This is a genomic window from Rheinheimera sp., from assembly GCF_030690345.1.
In the GTDB taxonomy this organism is placed as follows: domain Bacteria; phylum Pseudomonadota; class Gammaproteobacteria; order Enterobacterales; family Alteromonadaceae; genus Alishewanella.
Genome location: NZ_JAUYGV010000007.1, coordinates 602667 through 619538 on the forward strand (window position 1 = coordinate 602667; position 16872 = coordinate 619538).

Genomic DNA, 16872 nt, shown 5'->3' on the forward strand with positions numbered 1-16872 from the left:
ATGTCAGCAGATATCACATTACGTTTAGCCACAGAGCAAGATATACCAACCATATTGGCATTTATTCAGGGCCTGGCAGAATATGAAAAACTGGCCGATCAGGTGGTGGCCACGGAAGATAAGCTGCGTGCCAGCTTATTTGGCGCTAAACCCTATGCTGAAGTGGTGATTGCCGAATATCAGCACCAGCCGGCCGGCTTTGCGCTGTTCTTCCATAATTACTCAACCTTTCTTGCTAAACCCGGTATCTATCTGGAAGACTTATTTGTATTGCCGTCTCATCGTGGCCGGGGCTTGGGCAAGTTGCTGCTCAGCTATCTGGCGAAGCTGGCAGTAGAACGTGACTGCGGTCGTTTGGAATGGTCAGTACTGGATTGGAACCAGCCGGCGATCGATTTTTATCAGGCGCAGGGCGCTACTATGCTGCACGACTGGCGTATTAACCGTGTAACAGGGCCGCAATTGCAGCAATTGGCGCAGCAGTATACTGACTGAATTATAGTGTTTGGCTGCTGCCGCTAAAATAAGCGCTATTCGTTGTGGCAACTCACCTAACTCAGTCTAAGCTATGTAGAGTTGATTCTCTCTTACGCTATAGCCTGCAGGTTTACGGGGTGTATTATGAAACGTTTAAAAGCGCTGGCAGATAAGCCTATTATTGGTGGTGTGGTAAAAAAAGCCATGGCATCGCTGGCCAGTAATGATGCAAAGACTATCTCCGAGCACTTTTCGCAGTACCTGAAACCGCAAATTGCCGGCACTGACGAGTTACGGCATGAGGTATACAGGTTGCGTCACAATGTGTACTGTGAAGAGTTGCATTTTGAAGATGTGAAAGAAACCTATGAAGAAAGTGACGAGTTTGATTTAAGGGCAATTCATTGTTTTGTCCGCCATATCAGCTCAAGTAATTTGGCCGGAACTGTACGTCTTATTACCTCGGCGCATAGCGATGAATTATTGCCGATAGAGCAGTTTTGTTCCCATGCGCTTACTGATCCTAATCTGTCACCCGGCGATTTTGGCAGGCATGAAATTTGTGAGATTTCCAGATTGGCAGTGCCTGCTGAATTCAGAAAACGTGAGGTTGATAAATTTGCCGGTGCGGCAACAGGGGTTATTAACGAAAAACGCTATTCCGAAAAAGAGCTACGTTGTTTTCCGTATATTGCGGTATGCCTGTACTTGTCAGCTGCAGCTATGTCATTAAAAACAAAGCGATTTCATGTTTTTGTGATGATGGAGCCACGGTTGGCTCGCAGCCTGTCATTTGTCGGCATTATGTTCCGGCAACTAGGGGCTGCTATTGAGTTTCATGGCAAGCGTGCACCTTATTATGTTGATTCGCGTGAGCTAAAGCGAACTCTTAGCCCTGGCTACCTTAAACTGTTGCATGCGATGGAAAAATCATTGTTTGATAATGTTCCTGCAATGCCTTCTCAGCAACAGCTGCCGCAAGGCAACGTCATAATGGTGCGATAGAGCCGCAGATGAAGACAGCTATTGTTGAAAATATTACAAAGGTATTGAGCAAACACAGCAGTATCATCACCCAAGATGACCGTTTACAAGCGTATCGCGCGAATTGTGAGGGCTTTGATAACCAAACGGGTTGCGTTATCAAAATTGGCTGCACAGATGACATTCGACAGGTGCTGCAGTTGGCAACCCGTTGTGCGGATGACGTTGAACTGGCATTCAGTGTTTGCCCAATCAGTACCGGACAAAATTGGGGCTATGGCTCTGGCGGAGCCAATGCGGCGGACAGCATCGTGCTCGATTTATCCGCCCTGGCAAGTATCACCATAAACAGTGAGACTCTGGGCATTGTAACTGTGCAGCCTGGCGTTACCCAGCAAATGCTATATGATGAATTGCTGCTACGGCAACTGGACTTTATGGTGCCGGTTACCGGAGCAGGGCCCAGTTGCAGTATCCTTGCCAACGCACTGGAGCGTGGTTATGGCATAACTCCTTTTACCGATCATTTTGCCGCAGTAAACAGCATTAAAGGTTATCTTGCAGATGGTTCTTTCTATCAGTCACCGATATCTGAGTTGGATAAATCAGGAACAGATTTTATCGACAAAACCTATAAATATGGCATCGGGCCTTATATTGACGGCTTGTTTACCCAGTCCGGCTTTGCTGTTGTCACCGAAATCACGATCAGACTAAAACGTCGAACCGCTGCATTTGATTCATTTTATGTCCAATTCAGACAAGATGAGGACTTTGAACAGGCACAAGCTGTGGCGTTTAAGATACTGCAATTGCTTGATGGTGTTGTCGGCTCAGTAAATATTATGGATCAAAGGCGTTTGTTATCGATGATGGCAGACAATCCGAATGGCAGGGCAAAACACCTTGCGATGTCTGCGGCACAAGTAGCGGAACTGTCAAAGCGATACGATACACCCGGTTGGATGCTGGTTGGTACTTTATATGGTCAGCCATCTATTGTGAAAGCTGCCAGAAAAGAAATTAAAGGTTTTGTTGGCAGTAGTGCAAAGCGGTTGATCTTTTCCGGGGGGGCTTTGCTGCGTGTAGCCAGGGCTGTACTTTATATCACGCCGGACAGCTGGTTAAGCGGTGTTCGTGCCATGCTGAAATCTTTGGATATGGGCATTGAAATAATGCAGGGTAAACCTAATCAGGTCGCTTTACCGCTGGCTTATTGGCGCAATCCTGAATACAAGCCCGGAACTGCATTGCATCCTGCTAAAGATGGTTGTGGCTTGTTATGGTATGCACCACTGATTCCGATGCACGCCGCTACGATGCGCCAGTTTATCAATATGGTTCGGCAAATATGCCCCAGGTATGGTATTGAACCCATGATCACCTTTACCAGCCTGAAATACGATACGGTAGACAGCACTATACCAATCGTCTTTAACCGGAAAGACCCGACAGCGGTTGAGCAAGCCCGGCAATGTTTAGACGAACTTGTCAGTACCGGGCTAGGTTACGGCTGGGTGCCTTACCGGCTGAATTTACGCCAGCAGCGAGAGCTGTTAAACGCTAACTCTGCATATTGGCAAACGGTGCAGAAACTTAAGCTGGCGATAGATCCAAAAAATATTATTAATCCGGGCCGGTATCAACCGGCTTACTTTAACCATGAACAAAAAAAGCCCCTGTAAGAACAGGGGCTTTGTACTAAAAACTTAATACTATACTTTTATGCTGCTTTTTTCCGCATAACACCTAAACCAACTAATCCGGCACCAAACAGGAACAGAATACCAGGTTCCGGAATAGTATTGGCTAACACACTGCCATTACCGCCACCAGAGAATCTGGAGTTTAAGTTGATGTTTTGAAAGTCGGTACCAAAGAAAGCACTACCGTTATAGCTCATTTGCTGAGGATCGAAGTTGGCTGCGGCCAAGCCACCAATGATATCAAAGGTTGCAGCAACAAAACCTGAACCGATGCCGCCACCAGGAGCTAACGACAGGAATTCAAATGAGGTAAAAGCTAAATCTAACCAGATATTACCGTTAAGCGAAGCAGCAGTCATCGTTGCGGCGTTGCCGGTTGTAACCGGTACGCTGAAATCATTGTTGAAATCGACATAGATCCGCGCCCAGGCATTGGACACATCAAAAGTGAGGTCATCAAACAATTCAATCCCACCGAATGCGTAGGTTAGTTCACAGCCAGGACAAAAGCTGCCGGCATTACCGCCGGTTACGCTATCTACCACAACGTCGTTTGAAGGGTTGTTCAACTGATAAAATTCGCCCGCACCGCTAAGATAGTAGCCGGTAGATGCACCACCGCCACCACCGCCACCACCGGCAGCTAATACTTCGCCCAAGGTAGCAGCTGTTGTTGCGCTGCCAAGAGAGCCTACAGCGTCGCTTGTTGTACTATACCACTGAGTAAAACTATGACGACCGATAAAATCCATTTCGGAAGCCGGCATGCCACCATCTGTCCAATTGGGGTCCCACACAACGCCACCAACATTGATTTCACTTGCTTGTATGGCAAAACTGGACAGTGCGAGTGTGGAAGCACTTACCAGAGTTTTTAAATATTTCATAACGAGCTCCTTGTTATACATATAAAGTTACAACACTATTACTTTAAGCATTATCTATGCCTACTTTTTTAAATGCATAATGTGTTGATTTTCATGTTTATTTTTTTATTGCCTAATAGTTCTTAACAGGTCATGTAAAAAAATCTGACAAGAAAGCCGGTATGAAATTATATTTTCCAAGCGTCTGCTTTTTAAGGGGGCGTAACCTCAGGCCCTTGCCAGTACTGGCAAGGGCCTGAGGTTTATTGCAAGTGAGACTGCAGTTCATTTTTCCGCGCGATCAGTTCAGGATTATCACTGCTTATTGTTGTAAGCAGTGATTTCGCCTGACCATACTGTGCAGTTTTTATCAATAACTCAGCATAGTTTAACTGTACTTCTGCATTTTTCGGACGTAGTGCCAGAGATTGTTCAAACTGTTGTTTTGCTTCGCTATATTTACCGAGAGCCAGCAATATTTTGCCGTAAGTGTCCAAAATATCCGGTTGCCTTGCGTTCAGTTTAACGGCTCTTTCGGCATATACTAATGCTTCCTCCGCTTTCCCTGTTTGCAATAATAGCCAGGCATAATTATTAAGGGAGATAATATTATCCGGCTGCTCACTGGTCAGTTGCTGGTATATAGCCAGGGCTTTGCTGATATCATCTTGCATTAATAAATTAGCGTAAAATGTGCGTAACGCTCTGTTTTCACCATGCTTTTCAATGTGCTCTTCTATGAAGGTAACGGCTTTTCGATAGGACACATCCTTTGAATAGGCTTCGGCTATTGCTATTGCAGTTGTCGCAGAGGGAGTAAGGTTGTACGAGCTTAATAATGTCGTGCGCCCTGGTGTCAGTTGACCGTCTAATAGTTGTATCCTGCCTTTATGGAACAGCATTTCCGCGCTTCCGGCTGATTCCGGTGGTAATTGAGCATAAGTTGCCATTGCCCCTGCATAGTCTTTTTCGTCTGCTTGTGTCAGCATTTTTACTTTGAGCAGTGCAGGGTGATTAGTATGAAATTTAAGAGCATTATCTACTACTCTGATGGATTCGTTAGAGCGATTCGCTGTGGAGAGCAGACTTGCATAAGTCAAAGCCGCTTTGAGGCTTTTATTGTCATCATTGAACCAACGCTGGGCTAAGTTAAGAGCGGGCTCTTCCTGCCGTTGTGTTAAATAAGCATCTATCATCAAACTATAAAATGCCGGAATTAAAGTTTGTTGCGTATCGGCAAGGGGCTCCAGTAGGGATATAACCTCGCCAGAACGTTGATTAGATTGATAAATATTTGCTAACAGTAGTCTTAACTGTAAATTGTCGGGGTAAGCTTTTTGTGATTTCTCGATAAGCGCTATGGCAGTGTCAGGGGTTCCTTTACGGTTTTGCGACGCATAGTAGCTAGCCAGAGCAGGTTGGTAATCAGGCTGAGTATCTATAGCCTTTAGCAAATAGGCTTCAGCTTTATCAGTTTCACCTTCTTTTTGTGCAACAGCAGCCAACATAAAGTGAGTAAAGACATTATTTGCATCAGCAGAGATGGCACTTTCAAGCATTGTTTTACCACTATCAAAATCTTGCTGTATCAGGTAAACAAGTGCTTTCAGGTTGTAACCGGCTGCCCGGGTGTTGTCTTCTTTTAACCACTCGTCGGCAAGCTGCGTTGCCTTATCAAACTGGCGTAAGCGGATATAGTTGCCCGCCAGTATTAAACGTGTGTGGTGGTGCGATGGATCCAACCTGAGAGCTTGTTCCAAAGACGCTATTCCTGCCGCCTCCTGGCCGGTAATGCTAAGTTTTAATCTGCCCAAAGTATGCAGATTATCAGCATCCTCTGACACAATTTGCTGCTCATACTTGCTGATCAGTTCTTCTGCGGCGCTGCTGTTACCTGCTCTTAATAATGCCATTGCCGTTGTAGTAACCAGGTTTAAATCTTGCGCTGTAAACTTAGTGTCGGCCAATGAGTCTGCGGCTTCTGATGCTTCTCCGCTTTTGAGTTTTAATACTGAGTACAGACGATTTACCTCAGGTAGTTGAGGTAAATATTGGCTGATGGCAGACAGATGATTAAGGGCTTGCGCTTCCAGTCCGAGCTGATAATTAATTAATCCGGCAAGGACACGGTTTTGCACGGTATTTAACTTGGCACTGATAGCTTTATCAGAATGTTCTTTTGCAGTCTGATAGTTTTTCTTATCGTACTCTACAACAGCCTGAAGATAATTTGTCAGTCCGTGTTCCGGTACTACTTTAAGCAACAGCTGCAGGTGCTTTTCGGCTGCAACAAGCTCATTTTGTTGTACTAAAGTTTGCGCTGTCAGCAAACGTACTTTTAACGCGTTTGGCATGTGTTCGAGGTAAATATGCAGTTTTTTCAGCGCATCTTCGGGCTGTGCGAGGATTAAAGTGCTGTGGGCATCCATCAGTAAGGCTTCGAAATATACAGGGCTATCGGCAGTAATTTGCTGAAGCTTTACCTGGGCATTGTCATAACGGCGCGCGTGCATTGATAACATTGCCTCAGAGAAAGCTTTGATATCGTTTTGTTCGGCCAGTAATAGTGAATCAAAGATCCCGATTGCCGAATCAATACCGCTAAGCTCTATTTCAGACAACCCTGTATACAACTGAATATAGTTTTTGGTTGGTGCTTCGAGAGCCTGGTGATCATCAGCGAAAGAAAGTATTTTTTGATAATTTTCAGACAGATAAAAAGCACGAACCAATGGTAGTGCCAGTGACTCCGCGTTTGCTCCCAAAGATAAGGCTCTGGACAATTCTTTTTCGGCTGAGACGGCATCGCCAATCTGTAAATACAGTTTGCCCAGTGTGAGACGGTAGTCAGCGTTGTCCGGCATTTGTAAAATGGCAGATTTTAATTCAATCACTGCCGCATTGTACTGCTTAGTCTCAATGTAGTTCAGCGCATCGCCGTAGTGTTCCGTGGCATCTTTGCTGCCGCAGCCGCTGAGTAAAGCCAGTGCAATAGCACCGGCTAATATGGTGGTTTTTTTCATCGTTACACTCCCTGTAGCTGTAAAGTCTCAGTTAGCCAAAAATACCCCTGGTATCAATGACTACCTTGGTTGCAACATCCACCGGATGCAGCGCTTTAAACTGTTTGTGATCAACCAATACCACCAGAATATTGGCGCGCTCCAATGCCTGGGGCAACGGCGTTAACTGCGCAGCATATTCAGCATATTTTGCCGGTAGCTGCTTAATGTTAGGCTCTACCAATAACACTTCGCCGATATTGTCTGCCAGTAATGACATGGCAATATCCAGCGCCGGGCTTTCACGTAAATCATCGATATCGGCTTTAAAGGCTAAGCCTAAGCAGGCGATAACCGGCTTTTTAAATTGATCGGCAGCCTGCCTGATTTTGTCTGCCACATAGTGTGGTTTACTATCATTGATTTCGCGAGCTTTGCGGATGATTTGTGCCTGTTCCGGTGCCGAGTCGACAATAAACCACGGGTCAACCGCAATGCAGTGGCCGCCAACGCCCGGGCCCGGCGAGAGTATATTGACCCGCGGGTGGCGGTTGGCCAGCTTAATCAGCTCCCAGACGTTGATTTTCAGATGATCACAAATCATCGACAGCTCATTGGCAAAAGCGATATTGACGTCGCGAAATGAGTTCTCTGTCAGTTTGGCCATCTCTGCGGTGCGGGCGTTGGTGAGTAAACATTCGCCGCGAACAAACAAGTTATACAGCGACACCGCTTTTTGCGCACAACGGTCGGTAATGCCGCCGATAATACGATCATTACTGACCAGTTCCTGTAACACACGGCCGGGCAGTACCCGTTCCGGACAGTGGGCAATAAAGACATCGGCTTTGTCCGGGTCCTGATGCGGCATAACCAAATCGGGCCGCAGCTCTGCCAGCCATTCAGAGATCTTATCTGTGGTGCCGACGGGGGAGGTGGACTCCAGTACAATCAGATTGCCTTTGGCGATAACCGGCGCAATGTTTTGCAGCGCAGCTTGAATGTAGCTAAGGTCAGGGCTTTTATTGTCTTTAAACGGTGTGGGTACCGCTATCATAAAGGCTTCTGCCGGCTCTGGTGTCAGTGATGCTTTTAGCTTACCGGTAGTAACAGCGGCCTGCACCAACATATCCAGGTCAGGTTCAACAATATGAATTTTGCCCTGATTAATAGTGTTTACCGCATGCTCAGATACATCAACACCCAGCACCTCTACACCACGTGAGGCTATAACTGCGGCTGTGGGTAAGCCGATATAACCTAAACCGATAACTGAAACACGTGAAAAACCAGACATACTGTTTCCTTATAAAGTGGTTGCCGGCCTGACTTGAATTTAATGCTGCGACGGTCAGGCGGCTTGTTTTTGTTCGACAAACTGACTTAAGCGGCCGAAAGTTTCAAACACCTCGGCGGAGATTTCATCGTCGTCAATTTGAATACCCAATTGCTGTTCTAACTCAGTAATTACGGCGATAACGGCCATAGAGTCGAACTCGGCAATGGCACCGAGCAACGGGGTGTCATGGTCAAATTTTTTGTCAATTTGTAGTACGGCGCAGAGGATTTCTGCCAGTAACTGCTGATGAGACATGCTGCTTTTCCTTAAGTAACTGATACGGTTCCCTGATTTGCTTATCCATGTTGCAGTAACTAAATTTGCCCGGCGGCTAAATTACAGTCGGATTTTGTGCAAAACTGTTTTATTATTGCACATAAAGGGATTAAAAGTGAAAGGTCTGAAGGATGCTATGACCAAAAATATCCACGATATTATTACCCAATCCGCTGCGCGTTTTCCCCAGCGTCCAGCGTTGTACTTTAAACAGGCCGTATTAACTTATGCTGAACTGCAAGCTCAGGTTGTAAGCGCGGCGCAGTGTCTGCAACAAGCTGATATAAAACGCTTTGATCGTGTAGCTGTGTACTTGCCAAAACAATTTGAAACGGTGAGCAGCTTGTTCGGTTGCAGTATGGCCGGCGCGGTGTTTGTGCCGGTAAATGCCGGGCTCAAAGCCGCCCAGGTGGGCCATATTCTGCAAGACTGCAATGTACGCTTGTTGATCACCAGTAAAGAGCGCTTGGCGAGTTTGGCCGATGAGCTGCATTTATGCAGTGATTTACATACTGTACTGCTGACAGACGGCAGTGCGGCTGATGTGCAGCCGTTGGCGCATATTCAGATTAAAGCCTTTACCGCACCAGACAACGGCACAGCGCTGCACGTTTATGCGCACAGCACAGACGCTGATATGGCGGCCATTTTGTATACCTCCGGCAGTACCGGCAAACCCAAAGGCGTAGTGTTGTCGCACCGCAATATGTTGGTGGGGGCGCAAAGTGTCGCCGGCTATTTACACAATACGCCGGATGACGTGCTGTTGGCGCTATTACCGCTGAGTTTTGATTATGGCTTAAGCCAGTTAACCACCGCCTTTTTAACCGGCGCATCGGTGGTACTGCTGGATTTCTTCTTTGTGCAGGACGTGGTGCGCACCGTGCAGCAGCATGGCGTAACCGGTATAGCGGCGGTGCCGCCGTTATGGGCGCAGCTGGCTAAGGCAAACTGGCCCGCTGGCAGCACAGACAGTGTGCGTTATCTGACTAACAGCGGCGGCGCTATGCCGCAACCTTTGTTGGCGCAGCTGCAGCAGATTTTTTCACAGGCGCAGCCGTATTTAATGTACGGCCTGACAGAAGCATTCCGCTCAACTTATTTAGCCCCGGCTGAACTGACTAAGCGACCGGGCTCGATGGGTAAAGCCATTCCTAATGCTGAGATTGTCGTGGTGCGGGAAGACGGCAGCTTGTGCGGGCCGAATGAGCCCGGTGAGTTAGTGCATCGCGGCCCGCTGGTTAGTTTGGGGTACTGGAATGCACCGGAAAAAACTGCCGAGCGGTTTAAGTTTGACCCGGTTGCCCCTAAAGGCATTCAACTGCAACAACCGGCAGTGTGGTCCGGTGATACCGTGCGTTATGACGAAGACGGCTTTTTGTACTTTATTGGCCGGCGCGATGAGATGATTAAAACCTCAGGTTATCGCGTCAGCCCGACAGAGGTGGAAGAGGCGGTGTACCGGTTAAGTCCGGCGCTGGTTGATGTTGCAGCTATCGGTGTGGCGCATGCTGAGTTGGGCCAGGCCATTGTAGTGCTTTATGCCGTTAAGGCAGGGCAGGAGCCGGATGCGGCTGATTGGCTGCAGCAATTAAAGCGCGCCTTGCCCGGTTACATGCTGCCCAAAGCAGTGCTGCCGTTGCCGCTGTTACCTAAGAATGCCAACGGCAAAATTGACCGCAAATTGCTGGCAGAGCAGTACCGCGATTATTTCAACGGGGAAACACTATGAGTACTGCAGCAGCCGGTGAAATGACAAGCGCTACAGCGCAGTTACCGCAACATGAACTGATGTCACAGTTTGCGCAGCATAACGGCCAACTGTTAGTCGGTGGCTTTAGCCTGAGCGCCATCAGCCGCATGCTGAATAAAACCGTATTTTATGCGTACGATCGCAACATTATTACGCAGCAGGTACAGCGCTTTCGCCAGGCGCTGCCGGCGCGGATAAAGCTGCACTACGCGGTAAAAGCCAACCCCTATTGGCCGGTAGTGCAACACCTTAAGCCACTGGTCGACGGTTTCGATGTTGCCTCACAAAAAGAAATGCTGCTGGCGGTACAAAGCGGTATGGCGGTACAGGACATCAGCTTTGCCGGGCCTGGCAAAACGGATGCCGAGCTTAGCGCGGCTATTACACTGGGCGTAACGCTGAATGTGGAGTCGGTATCTGAGCTGGCACGTATCTGCCGGCTGGGACAAGAGTGTGGCAGTACGCCGCAGGTGGCGCTGCGGGTTAACCCGGCGTTTGAGCTCAAAGCATCCGGCATGAAAATGGCCGGCGGGGCCAAACCCTTTGGTATAGACGAAGAGCAGGTGTTTGCTGTATTAGCCGATATTGGCGCTATGCCGCTGCGCCTGCGTGGTTTTCATATCTTCTGTGGCTCACAAAACTTAAAAGCCGATGCATTGATTGAAGCGCATCAGCATACCTTTGCTTTGGCGGCAAAATTGGTGGCAGCTTGCCCGTACCGGCCGGATTTAATTAATCTGGGCGGCGGCTTTGGTATACCGTATTTTGCCGGTGAAAAACGGCTGGATTTAACCCCGGTAGGGCAGTCGCTAAATGCGCTGCTGCAGCGGTACCATGATGATTTCAGCGGCATTGAACTGGTGATTGAGCTGGGCCGTTTTCTGGTAGCAGAAGCCGGAGTCTATGCTTGCCAGGTAGTAGATAAAAAAGTGTCGCGTGGTACCACTTATCTGGTGTGTAACGGCGGCTTACATCATCACCTGGCAAATTCCGGCAATTTTGGTCAGGTGATCCGCAAAAACTATCCGGTAGCAATTGGCAATAAAATGCCGCACAGCAATAGCAGCACCACGTTTGAAACCGTTACCGCCGTTGGTCCGCTGTGTACACCGTTAGATATTTTGGCCGATAAAGTCAGTTTGCCGCAGGCAGAACCCGGAGATTGGTTGGTGGTGTACCAGTCCGGTGCCTATGGCCCGACCGCCAGCCCGCAAGATTTTCTCGGTCATGCGGCAGTAACAGAAATACTGCTGTGAGTTTACGTTAACACTTTTGTCCGCTGTCGCATAACAACGCAGGAAGCAAGGGGTATTGCGCCAGGCCAGCCTTCTTCCTGCTGTCAAAGTGAAAGTTATCACTGTCGCTGTTGTCTGCCCCGACAATCATATTGCTGACTATCCGCGCCGGCGGAGCCGTGTCGTGTGCTTTGTACAGTAAGTTGCTGCCGCGGCGTTCCAGAATAAACACATTGTCGGAAATACTGACTGAATTTTCCTTATGTTTGATGCCCTCCAGACCATAACCGATAGCCTGATGATTTGCCGAAAAAGGCCCTTGCTGCAGCACAGATCCGGTAATAGTCAGCTTGCCGCCATTGGAGATATCAACCAGACGACTGTCTTGTGAGCTCAGGCCGGCAATAATACTGTTTTCTATCACCGTTACGGCGCCGCGGCTTTTAATACCATGCCCCTGGCCTCTGGACGCCACCACCATACTGCTGCTGAAATATAAATTAGCGCTGTTGAGATATAACGCATGTGCCCGGCCGGCTTTGCCCAGCAGCTCGAACCGGCTATTGGTAATAAAAATATTGCCGACAGTTTTTGCTGTTTCTAAAATACCTTCTTCGCTGGAGTGGAAATACACATTGTCCAGTGTTAAACCGGCACCTTCCAGCCTGATGCAGGCGCCATTTTTGCTCGGTACACTGATCTGGCGGCACTCCAGGTTATTTACCGTCAGGTTGGTGCCGGTAGCCAGAATAAAGCCTTTGCCGTTTACAGTGCCTTTTTCCAGCACAACATGGCCATAACCGGTAATAGTGATGTCATTTTTGTTCACTCTGAAGGCGGTATTATAAATACCGGCGCCAAGGTGCAGTGTATCGCCGTGTTGCAGCGCTTTAACCGCCTCAGTTAATGATGCGTACTGCTCGCCGTTACGCCAGACGCCCTGTCGCGGCGGGTAGCGTTTATCATTGGGTTGCCACGGGTTAAATGCCTGCGCTATGTCAGCTTTCACCTGATCTGTGGCCGGGGGCTTCTGCTCTGCGGCAGCGCTTTGAACGCCAAATAAAAAATGCAGGGCTTTTTCTTGCAATAAAGGCCGCAGCGTCGGGTCTTTTACCTCCACAACCAACAGCAATAAATGCCCGGCCAATCCGGCGGCGGCAAAATAATACAGCAGGGTTTTCAAAATAGTGTGTTTCATATGCAGGGCGTGCTGTCCTTAGCCGATGCGATGGCAACAAGCCGGCGCATCTATATATAAATTAGCTACAAGTCTAGCTGACATGACTAAAAAGTGTCAGCCGTGTGCCGCTTTGGTTAACTGCTGCAATGCTGCAATACCAGCTGTAAGGTTAATTGTTCAACTTGTTGGCGCCACACCTGACGTGAAAAGGTGTGATCGGCAGCGTCGATATGCTGATGCTGAATCGTGTTCAGCCATGACTGCCACTGCTGATGTTGCCGGCACATGGTTAAAAATTCCTTGGCAGTTAAATCATTCCCGCTGGTAATCAGCATCATGCTTGCGTCAGATACCTGGCAGCCGCTGTGCATATGCTGAATATAATTTTGCTCAGTCACATCGGAAGTCGCATTACCGTGGCGGTTGGCAGTGTTACTGGCTTTAATCGTCGATAATACCTCTTGCAGACTGCGCAGCGGTGATACCGCACCGCCAAATAGCTTCTGCCAAAAATCTTTTTGCATTAACCGCTTCAGGTAATAGTGTTTCAACAATGTTTTAGCATGGCTTTGCGATTGGCGCACCCAGGGGTTTAGCAACATTACCGCGCAAATACGCGGGTCTGGTTTATTTAATGCAATTAAAATAGCACTGGCAGCATCGCACAGGCCCCATAGTACCACCTGCTTAAGCTGTGGGCAGTGCCGGAAGAACGCATTTATGGCTACGGCAATATCATCGCTTTGCCGGTAAAATTCGGCTTTGCTGCCACTGCTGTCACCCATACCGGCGGTGTCCAGCCGCAGTGATGGTATCCCTTGTGCGGCAAGATAACGGCTGACTTTAACAAACTGCCGATGGCTGCCAACACGGTATTGCGGCCCGCCCACCACTAACAATACGCCGGTGTCGGCCGGTGCCTGATGTAACACCGCCGCCAATTGATAGTCTGCTGTTTCAAGGCAGATATAGTGCTCAGTCATGCTGCGCTGCTCCGCTAAACTGTTTTACCGTCAAGGCAAGCAGTTGCTCAGCATTGGCCAGTTCCGTGGTTTGCCAGTAGGGCTCGGCTTTGAGCTGCATAAAGCTTAGCTGGCAGCATTGTTGTAATTTATCGCGCATTTTTTGTACCGGTAAAGCGATATTGTCCAGCTGCGAGGTTTCAAGCCAACATACTGCCGTTTGCGCTAACAGTGGCGGAATAGCGCCTTGCAGCGTTTGCAAACTGGCAAAGAATGCCGGGCTTAGCGGATAACCGGCAATTTCAATTTGCTGTCCGTCCTGCAGTTGCTGCTCCAGCTCTTTCTGGCTAACTTTGTTGCCCGTAGCCATTGTCTCCGCCACTTTTATCCTGACAAACTGTTGCCAGAATTTATCCACGTCAAACAGTGGTTGCCATAACACCAGTTGCTTTACCGGCAGGGGCAGGGCATGCAGGTTAAGTAAATCAAACAACTGCAAAGTACCGAAACGCACGGCAATAAAGCTCAGGCTTTGATAACCCTGTTGTGCCAGTAGCTGTATCAGCTGCAGCAGATCCGCTCGCCACAGCCCGATACTTGCCTGGTCCAAATCGCCTTCGCTATCGCCTGTGCCATAGTGGTCCGGCATAAAACAACTGTAGCCCAATGCAGCCAGTTGGCGCATAACCGCGCTTAGCAGATGACGGGATTTATTCATTTCCTCGGCAAAAGGTGGCAACACCACTATGGCGTTTTGGCCGGCAGCATTACTGTATGTGAGTAAAAAGTTGTTACCGGCGTTCATGCGGATAAAACCGCTGCCCGGTAAACCGGATAAAGTAAGTGGCAGCGCTGTATGCATTAGTTACGCCCTCCAAGCAGCAGCGAAGCAGTTCGTGGAAAAAACCGTACAAGTAAGGGATGCAACCAGGCACACAGTACAACGCTAAACACCGGCGCCAGGAGCCAGAATAGTGGATAAGGCGCGCCGGGCAGCAATGTGCTGTAGGCCAGCCAGCACAGCAGTAATAAAGGGCCATGGGCTAAAAAAGTTAAAAAGCTGCTGTCGGCAAACCGGGTTAACCACAGCACCGGCCGCAGATTAACCAGCAATGACATCGCCGGCCAGATCATAAACGGCGCCAACAGCCGCAGCGGCTCGCGGTTGCTGATATCGAAAACAACGATACACACACAAAACAGTATAAACAGCAGTAACAACGGCACCGCAAAGCGGTCAAGGTATCTGATATCGAGGCGCTGAGTTGCAATAAGTGCACCGAGGTAAAAACTGATAAACATGCTGTTACGCAGCACAAAGGGACCATCCAGATTATAAAAATAAATCAGGGCTACCAGCGCAAATCCGGTATAGGGGGCATATTTCAGCAGTAGGCGGAACAACGGTGCCAGTAAACACAAAGCAAATAAATCACGCAAAAAATTCAGCGGGTAATTTGCCGGCGTATCAAGCAGACCTGTCAGGGCATTTAGCCAGCGTCTGGTTTCTGCCGGGTAAAGCTGCACAGAAAATTCGTGGCCGCTAAGTTGGTAGCGTTGGATGATAAATATCGCCAATACCACCGGGATGTTCCACAGTATCAGCGGCAGCAGCAGAGATTGTACCTTTTTCAGCCAAAGCTTTAGTGGCTCAGCCACCAGGTTAGAGCTGAAGAGCAAATAGCCTGACATCACAGTTAACATCGGTACAGTAGTGCGAAATACCGCGTGTGAGAAGAATGCCTTAATAAACTCAAACGGGGCTAAACCCAGCTCAGCCAATGATTGATAAGGCGGAATGTGCAGTACCACAATGCCAATTACCATAAGGTAACGTGTAAGCCTGATCCGTCTGCTTAATTCCTTGTCCAAAAAACGCTCCTGCGATGTGGTTGGGCTATAACGATATTACCTTGCTATAGGTTACTAACCAAGAGTTACAGTCATGTTTGTTTTACTGATTATCCTTATACTGGCATACTAAAAATCTACGCTTTAATGGATTGAGCTAATGTCAGTGCAATTTTCTACGCCGTTAATGGACGCCAAAAATTTCCCGCCTGCAGTGGTAAAAGCGCAGCCGGCATTGAGTTTTACTGATAGCAGCCTTTGGCATAAAACAGCTCAGCTTGATGATGTAACAACTTTTAGTCGTGCACGCTATGCATTAGTGGCAGCGGCACTATGTTTAAAGCGTGTTGGGCAGAACAACACCGTTTTAATACCTGCATATCATTGCCCTGCATTAGTGGAGCCTTTTATTTATGCTGGTTATGACATCAAGTTCTACTCACAGTTACCTGATTTGAGTACAAACATTGCTGATTTTTCCCGTTTACTTACTCCGGAAGTTAGCCATGTGGTCGCAGTACGTTATTTTGGTTTCTCGCAAAATACGGATGCACTGATGCTGGCGGCAAGTGCGGGCGGTAAAATAGTTATTGAAGATAATGCACACAGCCTTACTCACTTTTGGCGTACGTGTATACATAAGCCGTCGGCAGTATCTGCCTGCGTCAGCAGTATCCCCAAAACATTGGGAACATTAGATGGTGGGGTGCTTTACCTGCCAGGTCAGAAAATTAACATGCCTACCGCAGTTTCTGTTGCTACTGAGCTAAGAGCGCTGATGTCTGGTAGCATGCCCGTGAAAGCCTCAGCTAAACTAAGTACAGAATTGCGTTATTTTCGTCCGGATATGCAAAAGACAGACTGTTTACGCATTAGCCGCTGGCTGCTGCTTCATAGCAACTACGCGGCAATTAGCCGGCAACGTCGGGCAAATTATCAGTACCTTGCTCAGTTGCTGCAACAAAGTAATGCAGGACAACCGCTGTACCCCACACTAGCCGAATATGATGACCCTTATGTGCTGCCTTTTGTGTTAAACGACATCAAGTGGTTCGCTCGCTTACGTGAGAAGGGAATTCAGGTGTTACGGTGGGAGGAGATAGCAGAGTCAGGTTGTGGGGTAAGTGCAGATTTAAAAAACTTACTGGTTCAACTGCCATGTCATCAGGGATTAAACCAAGTGCAACTTAATAAAATTGCCGCGGTGTTGATATGATTGCTTAACACCCCTCCTTGATACA

Annotated in this window: 14 protein-coding genes; 6 read left to right on the forward strand and 8 right to left on the reverse strand. The window is 48.2% G+C overall.

The features are described from left to right. From Q8O77_RS13625 to Q8O77_RS13635, 3 genes are all read left to right on the forward strand, one after another. Entirely contained in the window at positions 1-495 is a 495-nt protein-coding gene (locus tag Q8O77_RS13625; protein ID WP_305554094.1) for a GNAT family N-acetyltransferase, read from the forward strand. Between the two features lie 126 nt (positions 496-621). Further along, positions 622-1482, forward strand: a complete 861-nt coding sequence (locus Q8O77_RS13630) for a PEP-CTERM/exosortase system-associated acyltransferase (protein ID WP_305554097.1) — start codon at positions 622-624, stop codon at positions 1480-1482. Positions 1483-1490: 8 nt separating this feature from the next. After that, positions 1491-3146, forward strand: a complete 1656-nt coding sequence (locus Q8O77_RS13635; RefSeq protein ID WP_305554100.1) for an FAD-binding oxidoreductase — start codon at positions 1491-1493, stop codon at positions 3144-3146. A gap of 38 nt (positions 3147-3184) precedes the next feature. On the opposite strand, the gene Q8O77_RS13640 is transcribed toward Q8O77_RS13635, so the two are convergent. From Q8O77_RS13640 to Q8O77_RS13655, 4 genes are all read right to left on the reverse strand, one after another. Further along, positions 3185-4054, reverse strand: coding sequence for a PEP-CTERM sorting domain-containing protein (locus Q8O77_RS13640; protein WP_305554103.1), 870 nt, complete (start codon positions 4052-4054; stop codon positions 3185-3187). 242 nt (positions 4055-4296) lie between these two features. Continuing rightward, on the reverse strand, positions 4297-7056 hold the full coding sequence (gene prsT, locus Q8O77_RS13645; protein ID WP_305554106.1) for an XrtA/PEP-CTERM system TPR-repeat protein PrsT: 2760 nt from the start codon (positions 7054-7056) through the stop codon (positions 4297-4299). A 31-nt stretch (positions 7057-7087) separates the two neighbouring features. Continuing rightward, positions 7088-8332: a UDP-N-acetyl-D-mannosamine dehydrogenase gene (gene wecC, locus Q8O77_RS13650; RefSeq protein ID WP_305554109.1), complete on the reverse strand. Its 1245-nt coding sequence runs from the start codon at positions 8330-8332 to the stop codon at positions 7088-7090. 54 nt (positions 8333-8386) lie between these two features. Beyond that, positions 8387-8629, reverse strand: a complete 243-nt coding sequence (locus Q8O77_RS13655; protein ID WP_305554112.1) for an acyl carrier protein — start codon at positions 8627-8629, stop codon at positions 8387-8389. Positions 8630-8786: 157 nt separating this feature from the next. Between Q8O77_RS13655 and Q8O77_RS13660 the strand changes: the two genes are divergently transcribed. After that, positions 8787-10382: an acyl-CoA ligase (AMP-forming), exosortase A system-associated gene (locus tag Q8O77_RS13660; RefSeq protein WP_305554115.1), complete on the forward strand. Its 1596-nt coding sequence runs from the start codon at positions 8787-8789 to the stop codon at positions 10380-10382. Beyond that, positions 10379-11659 (forward strand): pyridoxal-dependent decarboxylase, exosortase A system-associated, encoded by a 1281-nt coding sequence (locus tag Q8O77_RS13665; RefSeq protein ID WP_305554118.1) that lies wholly within the window; start codon positions 10379-10381, stop codon positions 11657-11659. The genes Q8O77_RS13660 and Q8O77_RS13665 overlap by 4 nt, the downstream gene beginning before the upstream one ends. A gap of 7 nt (positions 11660-11666) precedes the next feature. Here the strand turns inward: Q8O77_RS13665 and Q8O77_RS13670 are convergent, their stop codons facing one another. The 4 genes from Q8O77_RS13670 to Q8O77_RS13685 form a co-directional block, all read right to left on the reverse strand. Beyond that, complete coding sequence (locus tag Q8O77_RS13670) at positions 11667-12836, reverse strand: hypothetical protein (RefSeq protein ID WP_305554121.1); 1170 nt, start codon at positions 12834-12836, stop codon at positions 11667-11669. A gap of 116 nt (positions 12837-12952) precedes the next feature. Continuing rightward, complete coding sequence (locus Q8O77_RS13675; protein WP_305554124.1) at positions 12953-13801, reverse strand: hydrolase 1, exosortase A system-associated; 849 nt, start codon at positions 13799-13801, stop codon at positions 12953-12955. Then, complete coding sequence (locus tag Q8O77_RS13680) at positions 13794-14642, reverse strand: serine aminopeptidase domain-containing protein (RefSeq protein ID WP_305554127.1); 849 nt, start codon at positions 14640-14642, stop codon at positions 13794-13796. The genes Q8O77_RS13675 and Q8O77_RS13680 overlap by 8 nt, the downstream gene beginning before the upstream one ends. Further along, positions 14642-15652, reverse strand: coding sequence for an acyltransferase family protein (locus tag Q8O77_RS13685; protein WP_305554130.1), 1011 nt, complete (start codon positions 15650-15652; stop codon positions 14642-14644). The genes Q8O77_RS13680 and Q8O77_RS13685 overlap by 1 nt, the downstream gene beginning before the upstream one ends. A gap of 139 nt (positions 15653-15791) precedes the next feature. Between Q8O77_RS13685 and Q8O77_RS13690 the strand changes: the two genes are divergently transcribed. Then, the gene (locus tag Q8O77_RS13690; protein WP_305554133.1) at positions 15792-16847 is read left to right on the forward strand and encodes a DegT/DnrJ/EryC1/StrS family aminotransferase; all 1056 of its coding nucleotides are present in this window, start codon (positions 15792-15794) and stop codon (positions 16845-16847) included. Positions 16848-16872: the final 25 nt, after the last annotated feature.

Excerpts from the sequence above, each read along its gene's own strand:
- Q8O77_RS13625 (WP_305554094.1), top strand. The coding sequence starts at position 1 with ATGTCAGCAGATATCACATTACGTTTAGCCACAGAGCAAGATATACCA.
- Q8O77_RS13690 (WP_305554133.1), top strand. The coding sequence starts at position 15,792 with ATGTCAGTGCAATTTTCTACGCCGTTAATGGACGCCAAAAATTTCCCG.
- Q8O77_RS13665 (WP_305554118.1), top strand. The coding sequence starts at position 10,379 with ATGAGTACTGCAGCAGCCGGTGAAATGACAAGCGCTACAGCGCAGTTA.
- prsT (WP_305554106.1), bottom strand. The coding sequence starts at position 7,056 with ATGAAAAAAACCACCATATTAGCCGGTGCTATTGCACTGGCTTTACTC.
- Q8O77_RS13640 (WP_305554103.1), bottom strand. The coding sequence starts at position 4,054 with ATGAAATATTTAAAAACTCTGGTAAGTGCTTCCACACTCGCACTGTCC.
- wecC (WP_305554109.1), bottom strand. The coding sequence starts at position 8,332 with ATGTCTGGTTTTTCACGTGTTTCAGTTATCGGTTTAGGTTATATCGGC.
- Q8O77_RS13660 (WP_305554115.1), top strand. The coding sequence starts at position 8,787 with ATGACCAAAAATATCCACGATATTATTACCCAATCCGCTGCGCGTTTT.
- Q8O77_RS13655 (WP_305554112.1), bottom strand. The coding sequence starts at position 8,629 with ATGTCTCATCAGCAGTTACTGGCAGAAATCCTCTGCGCCGTACTACAA.
- Q8O77_RS13630 (WP_305554097.1), top strand. The coding sequence starts at position 622 with ATGAAACGTTTAAAAGCGCTGGCAGATAAGCCTATTATTGGTGGTGTG.
- Q8O77_RS13670 (WP_305554121.1), bottom strand. The coding sequence starts at position 12,836 with ATGAAACACACTATTTTGAAAACCCTGCTGTATTATTTTGCCGCCGCC.
- Q8O77_RS13675 (WP_305554124.1), bottom strand. The coding sequence starts at position 13,801 with ATGACTGAGCACTATATCTGCCTTGAAACAGCAGACTATCAATTGGCG.
- Q8O77_RS13635 (WP_305554100.1), top strand. The coding sequence starts at position 1,491 with ATGAAGACAGCTATTGTTGAAAATATTACAAAGGTATTGAGCAAACAC.
- Q8O77_RS13680 (WP_305554127.1), bottom strand. The coding sequence starts at position 14,642 with ATGCATACAGCGCTGCCACTTACTTTATCCGGTTTACCGGGCAGCGGT.